Source organism: Mesorhizobium sp. L103C105A0 (assembly GCF_000502215.1).
In the GTDB taxonomy this organism is placed as follows: Bacteria; Pseudomonadota; Alphaproteobacteria; order Rhizobiales; family Rhizobiaceae; genus Mesorhizobium.
On sequence record NZ_AYXF01000022.1, the window covers coordinates 23399 to 33822 of the forward strand.

The 10424-nt window shown below is 64.4% G+C and carries 6 protein-coding genes and 1 pseudogene; 6 read left to right on the forward strand and 1 reads right to left on the reverse strand.

Translation table 11 applies throughout. The features are described from left to right. The first annotated feature begins 67 nt into the window (after positions 1 to 67). Positions 68 to 1081 (forward strand): transcriptional regulator FtrA, encoded by a 1014-nt coding sequence (gene ftrA, locus X727_RS136210; RefSeq protein ID WP_196815029.1) that lies wholly within the window; start codon positions 68 to 70, stop codon positions 1079 to 1081. On the opposite strand, the pseudogene X727_RS01000000165260 reads toward ftrA, so the two are convergent. Beyond that, a pseudogene (locus tag X727_RS01000000165260) lies at positions 1078 to 2227 on the reverse strand (citrate synthase). The gene ftrA and the pseudogene X727_RS01000000165260 sit on opposite strands and share 4 nt — an antisense overlap. Before the next feature lie 93 nt (positions 2228 to 2320). Between X727_RS01000000165260 and X727_RS136205 the strand changes: the two are divergent. The 5 genes from X727_RS136205 (at position 2321) to X727_RS1000000167360 (ending at position 10120) form a co-directional block, all read left to right on the forward strand. Beyond that, positions 2321 to 3409 (forward strand): citrate synthase/methylcitrate synthase, encoded by a 1089-nt coding sequence (locus X727_RS136205; protein WP_023828283.1) that lies wholly within the window; start codon positions 2321 to 2323, stop codon positions 3407 to 3409. A 374-nt stretch (positions 3410 to 3783) separates the two neighbouring features. Continuing rightward, positions 3784 to 4914, forward strand: a complete 1131-nt coding sequence (locus X727_RS136200) for a patatin-like phospholipase family protein (RefSeq protein WP_023807025.1) — start codon at positions 3784 to 3786, stop codon at positions 4912 to 4914. A 520-nt stretch (positions 4915 to 5434) separates the two neighbouring features. Beyond that, complete coding sequence (locus tag X727_RS136195) at positions 5435 to 6613, forward strand: efflux RND transporter periplasmic adaptor subunit (protein WP_031204824.1); 1179 nt, start codon at positions 5435 to 5437, stop codon at positions 6611 to 6613. Between the two features lie 81 nt (positions 6614 to 6694). Beyond that, the gene (locus tag X727_RS136190) at positions 6695 to 9865 is read left to right on the forward strand and encodes an efflux RND transporter permease subunit (protein WP_023835392.1); all 3171 of its coding nucleotides are present in this window, start codon (positions 6695 to 6697) and stop codon (positions 9863 to 9865) included. A 96-nt stretch (positions 9866 to 9961) separates the two neighbouring features. Continuing rightward, positions 9962 to 10120 (forward strand): DUF3309 family protein, encoded by a 159-nt coding sequence (locus X727_RS1000000167360; RefSeq protein ID WP_023734747.1) that lies wholly within the window; start codon positions 9962 to 9964, stop codon positions 10118 to 10120. Positions 10121 to 10424 lie beyond the last annotated feature (304 nt).

A 10424-nucleotide genomic window follows, 5' to 3' on the forward strand; every position in this document is an offset into this window, starting at 1 on the left:
CTCGTATCTCCATTGCTGATGCGACGGAGAGATAAGACAGGAAGCAGGGCGATTGCAGCTGGCAGCTTTGCCATATATCGTCAAGATCATGCCATCCTCTGCGAATCCGCGCCCTGCCAACCCTCTTGTCGTTGCCGTTGCCTATGACGGGCTGTGCACGTTCGAGTTTGGCGTGGCGGTTGAGATCTTCGCCTTGCCCCGGCCGGAAATGGGTGAGGATTGGTACCGTTTTGCGGTTGCCGGTATTGATACCGGTGAAATGCGCGCGCTGGGCGGCGTGCGTATTGTTGCCGACGGCGGGATCGATCTGATCGGCCAGGCCGGCACGGTGATCGTACCGGGATGGCGCGGAACGGAGGCTCCGGTGCCGCCGGCGCTGATCGAGGCGCTTCGAAAGGCACACGAGCGCGGCTCTCGCATTCTTTCGATCTGTTCGGGCGTGTTCGTGCTTGCCGCCGCCGGCCTGCTGGCGGGCAAAAGAGCGACCACGCATTGGCGCTACAGCGAGAAGCTGACGGAGATGTACCCCGACATCACCGTGATTCCGGACGTTTTGTACATCGATGAGGGCAATGTGCTGACATCGGCAGGCAGTGCCGCGGGCATCGATCTTTGCCTGCATCTGGTTCGGCGCGACTTCGGCACCAAGGCTGCAAACATGGTGGCGCGCCGTCTGGTCGTGCCGCCGCATCGCGACGGCGGCCAGGCGCAGTATGTCGAGAGTTCCGTACCCGAGCCACATGAGCGCAGCCGGCTTGGACCGTTGATCGACAGGATGCGCGCCGATATTTCTGCCGACTATCCCGTCGCCATCTTGGCCGAGCTTGCCGGGATGAGCGAGCGGACGTTCCTGCGCCGGTTCGCGGCCGCAACCGGCGTCACGCCGGCGCGCTGGCTGCTGTCGGAACGGCTTTCGCGGGCGCGCACGCTGCTGGAAGACACCGCCATGCCGATCGAACGGATTGCCGAGACCGCCGGCTTTGGCGCGGCAGGCACGTTGCGGCATCACTTCCGCCGGCAATTCGCCACGACGCCCGTCGCGTACCGTGCGCGGTTCGGGAACACGGCCAGGTCGGCTTAAGTCACGCGTCCCTCATAGCGGCCACGCGGCCTGATGATGCTGCCGCTAATGATCTGTTCGACCATATGCGCGGCCCAGCCGACACTGCGTCCGAGCGCAAACAGCTGGAACGGTGCATCGCGCGGCAAGCCAAGGCCGCGCGTCAGAGCGGCCAAGGCGAAGTCGATGTTGGGGTGCGCGCCGGTCGCCGCCATGGCGGCTTTTTGCAGCTGTTGCAGCGTCTCGTCGACAGGGATGACTTCCAGAAGTGCGGTGGCACGGGGATCGCCGTCGGGATAGAGCGGATGGCCGAACGCCGGCAAGGGCCGGTCATGGCCGAGCCAGCGCCGGATCGCCGCATCCGCGCCGTGGGCTGCTGCATCTTCAGCCAGTTGCATCGCCGCTTCGCCGGCGCCACCGTGGCGCGGGCCGGACAGCGTTGCCAAGCCGGCCAGCAGGCATGCGGCAGGCGAGGCGCCTGTGGACGCTGCGACGCGGGCGGNCGCGGGCGGCAAAGGTCGATGCGTTGAGTTCATGATCGGCGAGCAGGACGAGGGCGCAGCGGATCGCTTCCGCGCCGGCATCATCCACCGACCAGCCCTGCGCCAGGCGCTTATGGACGGGCGCTGTGCCGGCTTCAGCGCCCAGCGACTGCGCCAGCGCTCCGACTGTGCGCGCGGCCTCGGTGCACAGCGAGGCGGCGCTGCGCCCGAGCGAAGGCCGCCCGTGGCCTGCAAGCATGGCAAGCTGCGCAAAGGCCGAGGCGCGGCCGACTGGATGAGGCGCTTCAGGTGACGGAGCTTTGAACGTCACCGGTTCGGCCGATGCCCACAGCAGAGCGGCGGTTTCCTCCAGCGTCGCCGATTTGGAGAGCGCAACGGCGTCTTGCCCTCGGTAGATCAGTCGACCGTGCAGCACAGTCGAAATCGCGGTGACAATCGAGGGTTCGCCCCAGGCGATCGCGCTCGCGGCGATGGCCGAGGGACTGCGGCCCCGCGCCCGGCGGGTCGCCAATGCCGCGATGTCGTCGGCGCGGTACTGGCTGCGGCGCGGGTCGCTCTCATCCGGCCGCATGCCGATGCGGCCACGGCTGACATAGGCGTAGAGCGTCTGCGGCCGCACCTTGAGCCTTTCCAGCGCCTCTTCCCGCGACAGCCATTCGGACATTTTTAGCCCATACATTGATTATATTGATCAAGATTGATCGAGGCGCAGCCTAACCCTTATCTCCCATGCAGAAAAGCTGCAAGGAGATGAGATATGGCGAACGGGCTCGATGATGTGGTGGCGGCGGAGACCGTGCTCTCCGATGTCGATGGCCTTGGTGGCCGCCTGACGATCCGCGGTCATTCGCTGCCGGAATTGGCGGGACGCTGGCGCTATGCGCAAGTGGTTCGCCTGTTGCTCGACGGCTTCTTCGACGGCCTTCCCGGCGATGCCGAACTGGCAGCGAGGCTGGGCGAGGCTCGCGTCGAGCTGTTCGAGCGGCTTGCGCCCTCGCTGCCGCTGCTCGCACCGCTTGAGATCTATGGCGCCATGCGCGCCGGCATGGCGCTGCTGCCGGATGGCGAGACGCTGACGGACGCCTTGTGGCTGATCGCGGCGCCCGCCGTGCTGACGCCGGCTCTGCTGCGGCTGGCGCGTGGCGAGCAGCCGATCGCACCTGACGCGAAGGCCGATCATGCCGCCGACATGCTGAGGATGCTCGAGGGATCCGTCCCGTCGCCGGCGCTGGCAAGGGCACTCGACACCTATCTGGTCACCGTCTGCGATCACGGCCTCAACGCCTCGACCTTCGCCACCCGCGTCGTCGCTTCGACGCTGGCAGGGCTGACATCGTCGGTGCTGGCCGGGCTCGGCGCGCTCAAGGGGCCGCTGCACGGCGGCGCGCCCGGCCCGGTGATCGAGATGCTCGATGCAATCCAGGCGCATGGCGACGCGGCCGGTTGGCTGCGCGAGAAGGTCGCGCATGGCGAGCGCATCATGGGTTTCGGCCATCGCATCTACCGCGTGCGCGATCCGCGCGCCGATGTGCTGAAGGGGGTGGTGCGGCAGCTCGGCAGCGAGGGCGAGACCGGCCGCCGGCTGGCCTTCGCCGAACAGGTCGAGCAGACGGCGCTCGAAGTGCTGCGGATCGCCAAGCCGCAGCGCTCGCTGCAGACCAATGTCGAGTTCTACACAGCGCTTGTGCTTGAGGCGGCGGGCTTTCCGCCACAGGCGTTCAGCAATGTCTTTGCCGCCGGACGTGTCGCCGGCTGGATCGCGCATGCGCGCGAACAGCAGACGACAGGGCGGCTGATCCGTCCACAGTCGCGCTATGTCGGGCCGGTGCCGAAGCTTGTCGCTTGAGGTTTTTGCGAAGAGGACCCCACCCTAGCTTGCCGGGGCGAGCCACGGGTCTCGCCCGTCCTTCGGACCCCCACAAGGGGGGAGGGAAGCTGCCGCGCGCCGCCGAAACGTCGGTGGTTTGCTGAGATCAGCGTCTACCAAGTCTCCCCCCCCCTTGTGGGGAGGGATCAAGGGTGGGGGTATTCGTAGGGCGAAGACCTGGGCGTGGAGGACCATTCCCCATGACTAAAATTTCATGTGATCACGCGACCGTGTTCGTGTTCTTGCCTTGGTCATCCCTTATATGCTGCACTGCAATATAAATCCGCTGCCGTCGAACCCGCCCGATTTCCGGGCGGAATGAGAAAGCAGTGACCAAACCGAACAGGAACGCCATGACCAAAAACGGCAAGGCGGAGGAAACGAAAAAGATCAACATCGCGCTGCAGGGCGGGGGCTCGCACGGAGCCTTCTCCTGGGGCGTGCTCGACCGGCTGCTGGAGGATGGCAGGCTCGACATTTCAGCCGTGTCCGGCACCAGCGCCGGCGCGATGAATGCGGTGGCGCTGGCCGATGGTTTTGTGCGCGGCGGCGTCGAGGGTGCACGGCAAAAGCTCGACGATTTCTGGCGCGCGGTGGCGGCCAAGGGCCGCTTCAGCCCGGTGCAGCGCATGCCGTGGGACGTCGCCTGGGGCAACTGGTCGATCGAGAACACCCCCGGCTATTTCTTCTTCGACACCATGTCGCGAGTGTTTTCGCCCTATGTCGCCAATCCGCTGGGCTTGAACCCGCTGCGCGACGTGGTCGAGCAGGAGATCGATTTCAAAAATGTTCACGCCTGCAAGTCGATGGAGCTGTTCATTTCGGCGACCAATGTCGAGACCGGCCAGCTGCGCGTCTTTTCCGATGGCGAGATCGACCTCGACACGGTGATGGCCTCGGCCTGCCTGCCACAATTGTTCCGCGCCGTCGAGATCAAGGGCGTGCCCTATTGGGATGGCGGCTATGGCGGCAATCCGGCGCTGTTCCCGTTCTTCAAGACGGCGGCGACCGAGGATGTGCTTTTGGTGCAGATCAATCCGGTGGTGCGCGAAGGCACGCCGAGAAGCGCCAACGAAATCCAGAACCGCATCGACGAGATCACCTTCAATGCCGGGCTGCTGAACGAATTCCGCTCGATCGCCTTCGTCAAGGAGCTGATCGCCGCCGGCCGGCTGCCGCCTGGCGAATACCGCGACATCCGCATGCACCGCATCGATGCCGACGAGGCGTTCAAGGATCTGTCGGCGTCGTCCAAGGTCAATGCGGAATGGGCCTTCCTGAGCTATCTCAGAGACCTTGGCCGTATAGCGGCCAGCGACTGGCTGGAGGAGAATTACGACGCCGTCGGCAAGCGGCCGACGCTCGATCTTTCCGGCGAACTCGATGACGGCTTCAAACCGGTGCGCGGGCCGGCACCGGGACGGCGGGTGAAGGAATTTCTCGCCGCCCGCAAGAAGCCGGACGCCGAACGCCGGCGGGCCTGAGTCCGCCCGGATCGATCAAGACGATCAGCGAAGTGTTCGGCAAATCGGAGTAGCGCCGATGACTTTCCGTCCCGGAACAACCGTTGCGTGTGACGGTATACAAAATCATACTGACGCCTGCTGCCATTCACTGAGTGGCTACGCAGGTCGCGCCCACATTTGAGCGTCAAAAACTAGTGCAGGCACAGGAGAATGTCAGTGCTCAAAACGCCTTGAAAACAAAGCGCCTCCAACACCCGTATGGTTCCGAGACTGTGGTTCCGCCGCCTGACGGGGCGCTGACAAAACCGTTTCCCGTTGGCCACACTACATCGCCTGGCACACTGTTCCTGCAACTTTTCGACTGTATTGCGATGCAACTTTGATGTAGAAGCGCGGCTTCGCCGTTCACGGCAAATTGAACACGGCCTGGCGCGCACCCATATCGGCGACGCGCCCGAGTTGGAAGACACGGTAGCTGTTAGACGACGGACTCCTGTTGGATAACGACTTGGCCGAACCCCGCAGTGGAAAAACAATGATGCCGAAGATCAGGTTTCACAAGCTTGCCGCTATTGTCGTGCTCATCGGCTTCGCCGCCTGGATGGGAACAGGCGCGTTCTCGTCCGTCGGCAGCGCCGCTGTCGAAGGTGCTGGCAAGGCAGGCGATCAGGCCAAGCCGGGCGATCAGGCCAAGGCACCGGATGCAACCAAGACCGCCGAGGCCGAACCGAAGGCGCCGCTGCGCACCGTCGCTGTGGTGACGCCGCCGCGCAAGACCTATGCCCGCGCCATCCGCATTTCCGGGCTGACCGAGGCCGACAAGCGCGCCGTGCTGGCGACGCGCGTCGCCGGCGTCATCGAAAAGCTGCCGGTCAAGCAGGGCGATCACGTCAAGACCGGCGACCTGGTGCTGATGCTGGCGGCCGAAGAAAAGATCTCGATGGTCGACAGTGCCAAGCAGCTCGTCGCGCAGCGCCAGGCTGAACTCGACGCATCGCTGCGGCTCATGAAGACCGGCAATCTGCCCAAGCTGCAGCTCGACACGGCGCGTTCGAACCTGACCGCTGCGCAGTCGCAGCTGGAAACGGCGCAGGCCGAACTCGAGCGCAATCTGGTCAAGGCGCCCTTCGACGGCGTCATCGACCGGGTGCCGGTGGAGCTCGGCAGTTCCATCATGCAGGGCGGCGAGGTGGCAACCATCCTCAAGCTCGATCCGGTGATTGCGCGCGGCGAAGTCAGCGAACGCGACCTCGGCTATCTCAAGCTCGGCGACAAGGCTGCTGTGCGGCTGGTCAGCGGCCAGACCGTCGAAGGCACGGTGCGCTACATCAGCCGCGACGCCTCGTCGGCGACCCGCACCTTCCGCGTCGAGATTGCCGTGCCCAACGCCGATGGCTCCGTGCCGGCGGGCATGACGGCCGAGATTTCGCTCAGCGCGCAGCCGACCGACGCCGTCATGTTGCCGCGCTCCGTGGTGACGCTGGGCGACAAGGGCGATCTTGGCATCCGTGCCGTCGACAAGGACAACAAGGTGGTGTTCTTCCCGATCGACCTCGTTGACGACTCGCCGAAGGGCTTGGTGCTTGGCGGCATTCCAGCCGATGCCCGCGTCATCGTCGCCGGCCAGGAACTCGTCAAGGAAGGCGACGTAGTCAAGCCGGTCGAGGCCGACCAGGCGACCATCCAGAAGCTGTTGGGCGAAGCGACAACGCAGTAGCGCCGGAACGGCCCCGGCCGGGGACAGCCGGGGCGGGGACAACCGGCCGCAATGCGGCTCCTGAAATCTTGAGAACAGGCCATGGATATCGTCAAACTCGCGATCAACAATGCCCGGCTGACCATTGCGGTGCTGGTGTTCCTGCTGCTGGCGGGCTGGGTCGCCTATCAGTCGACGCCGAAGGAAGCGGAACCCGACGTTCCTACCCCTTATGTTTATATAAATGTTGCCTATCAAGGCATCGCGCCCGAAGACGCTGAAAGACTTCTGCTTAGGCCTCTGGAGGCAAAGCTTAAGAGTCTCAAGGGGTTAAAGGAGATGAAATCATCCGCCTATCAGGGCGGTGCCTTTGTCTTCCTTGAGTTTCTGCCGTCTATAAAAGTCGACACCGCGGTGACTGATACACGCTCGAAGGTTCAGGACGCGAAGGCTGACCTTCCCCAAGCGGCAGAAGAACCGGTTGTTACCGAGGTCAACATTTCCGAGTTTCCCGTCCTGGTCGTCACGCTGTCCGGCGATGTGCCCGAGCGTGTGCTTACGGCGGCGGCGCGCGAACTGCGCGACCGCATCGAGGAAGTCCCGGGCGTTCTTGAGGGCACCATACAAGGCGCGCGCGACGATCTCGTCGAGGTCGTCATCGACCCGATGAAGCTGTCCTCCTACGGCCTGCAGCTCGACCAACTGATCGGCGCGGTCGGCGCTTCCAACAGCCTGGTCGCCGCCGGCAATATCGAGGGTTCGGAAGGCAAATACGCGGTCAAGGTGCCGTCGCTGATCGAAACACCAGAGGATGTCGCGTCCTTGCCGGTGGTCGCCGGCCCCAATGCCGTCGTGCAGGCGAAGGACATCGCCACGGTGCGTTCGACCTTCGCCGACGCCGAGACCATCACCCGCCTCAACGGTAAGCCGGCCATCGCCATCGAAGTCAAGAAGCGCATCGGCGCCAACCTGATCGACACGCTGGCCAAGGTGCGGGAAGTGTCCGAGGCCTACGTCAAGACGATGCCGGAAGGCATGAACATCACCTACACGCAGGACAAGTCTGTCTTCGTCAACCAGCTGCTGGGCGACCTGCAGAACCACGTGATGATCGCCGTCATCCTGGTGTTCATCGTCATCCTTTATGCGCTGTCGGGCCGCGCCTCGCTGCTGATCGGGCTTGCCATTCCGTCATCGTTCCTGATCGGCATCCTGCTGCTTGCCATGATGGGCTACACGATCAACATGATCGTGCTGTTCAGCCTTATCCTGGCGGTCGGCATGCTGGTCGACGACGCCATCATCGTAACCGAATTCGCCGAACGGCGCATGGGCGAAGGCATGCCGAAGGCGGAAGCCTTCACGCTGGCCGCCAAGCGCATGGCCGGCCCCGTCATCGCCGCGACGATGACGCGCATCGCGGCATTTTCGCCGCTGCTGTTCTGGCCCGGCATCATCGGCGACTTCATGAAATACATGCCGATCACGCTGATCGTCACGCTGTCGGCCTCGATGCTTTATGCGCTGGTGTTCGCGCCGACGCTGGGCGCGCTTTTCGCCAAGGCGCCGGAGCATCACGAGGAACACAATCGCGACGGCTGGTACATGGCGCTGGTCAAGCAGGCGGTGCGCTTCCCCATTACTGTGCTGGTGCTCACCGCCGTCTTGCTGACCGGCGTCGGCTTCGCCTATTCGAAATATGGCGCCGGCGTCGAGTTCTTCCCCAGCGTCGAGCCCGATTACGGCCTGCTCTATGTGCATGCCCGCGGCAATCTCTCGCTGGCCGAAATGGATACGGCAACCAGGATCGCCGAAAACCGGCTGCTTGGCTGGCCTGGCGTCAAATCGGTCTATACCCGCGTCGGCAAGACGCAGGGCGGCGGACAGGACGTGCCGGAGGACGTCGTCGGCGTCATCCAGTATGAGTTCATCGACTGGCGCGAGCGCAAATCGGCGAACAATATCCTGGATGAGCTGCGCACCGTCATGGCCGGCATTCCCGGCGTCGATGTCGAAGTGCGCGTGCCGGAGGCCGGTCCTCCCACAGGCAAGGCGGTCCAGCTCCGGCTTTCGGCCATCGATCCAAAAGGGCTTGACGACCAGGCCCGTGCGGTCGCGGCGCGCATCGCCAAGGTGCCCGGCGTCATCGACGTTTCCGACGGCCTGCCGCCGCCCGGCGTCGACTGGGCGCTCGAGGTCGACCGCGCCAAGGCGGCGCAGTACGGCATCAGCCCGACCGCGGTCGGCACCGTGGTGCAATTGGTGACCAATGGCTTGAAGCTGTCCGAGTACCGGCCCGCCGGCGCCGACGATGCTGTCGATATCCGCCTGCGCCTGCCCGAAGACCGGCGCACGCTGTCGACGCTCGACGAGCTCCGGGTGCAGACCGCGCAAGGCTCGGTGCCGATTTCGAACTTCGTCGTGCGCAAGCCGGAGCCGACGGTCGGCATCCTCAACCGCATCGACGGCGCCCGCACCGTGGTCGTCCAGGCCAACGTCGCCGCCGGTAACCAGGTTGCGGCGGTGCAGGCGGAGGTGACCAAGGCGGTCACCGACATGAAGCTCGACAACGGCATACGCTGGAAGCTCGCCGGCTCGAACGAGGACAGCGCCGAAGCCAGCGCCTTCCTCGGCAAGGCTTTTGGCGCCGCGATCTTCCTGATCTTCCTGGTGCTCTTGATGCAGTTCAACAAGTTCACCAGCGTGCTGCTGGTGCTGTCCTGCGTGGTCATGGCGACGATCGGTGTGTTCCTGGGGCTGCTGCTGACCGGCGAAGCCTTCGGCATCGTCATGTCGGGCATCGGCGTCATCGCGCTGGCCGGCGTGGTGGTGAACAACAACATCGTGCTCATCGACACCTATGACCGGCTGCGCGAAGAGGGCTGGGACAAGATGGAGGCGGTGCTGCAGACCTGCCGCGAACGTGCCCGCCCGGTCGTGCTGACGGCGGTCTCGGCCATCCTCGGCGTGCTGCCGATCGCCTTTGGCCTCGGCCTTGAAATCTTCCATCACGAGACGACGATCAACGCGCCGTCGACGCAATGGTGGATTTCGCTGTCCTCGGCCATCGTCTTCGGCCTGTCGTTCGCCACGCTGCTGACGCTGGTGGTGACGCCGTCGATGCTGATGATCTTCACGCGCAGCAAGAACAGCCGCTTCTATGCCTTCTTCCGCCGGCTGTTCGGCCGCGAAAAGAAAAGGGATGCGTCCACAGGGCCGACGCCGGGTCCGCTCGATGAGCCGGCAATCGCCTTCCCGAAAGCCGCGGAATAGCTGCATTCGACCAGTCAGACGAAAGGCCGTCCGGAACAACCGGGCGGCCTGTTGCATTGTCCCCTCGTATCCGACCAGCAAGGCGAGGGACTCTTAATGACCGTCAGCACCATCCTCATCATCGTTCTAGTCCTGATCCTGATCGGCGCCGTACCGGCCTGGCCACACTCGCGCTCCTGGGGTTATGGGCCATCGGGCATCGTCGGCATTGTGCTGGTGGTGCTGCTGATCCTGGTGCTGATGGGCAGGGTTTGATCGGGGCAAGAGACCTCTGCGATCAGCGTTTCCTCGCCCGATGAAGTGCTTGCAATAGGCATACGGCGGCGCCCGCCCCCACTCCGGCCGCTGCGCGGCCACCTCTCCCCCATGTCCATGGGGGTGAGGAAATGCCAAGCTTTTCAAGGCCACGACCTCGGCGGTTAGCATTTCCTCTCCCCCACGAATGTGGGGGTAGAGGTGGCTCGGCGAAGCCGAGACGGAGTGGGGGCGCGCCCTATCCGATTGCCCTGACCTTCGGGCGGACGCCATACACGATCGCCTTTGGTGCGATAAGGGCACA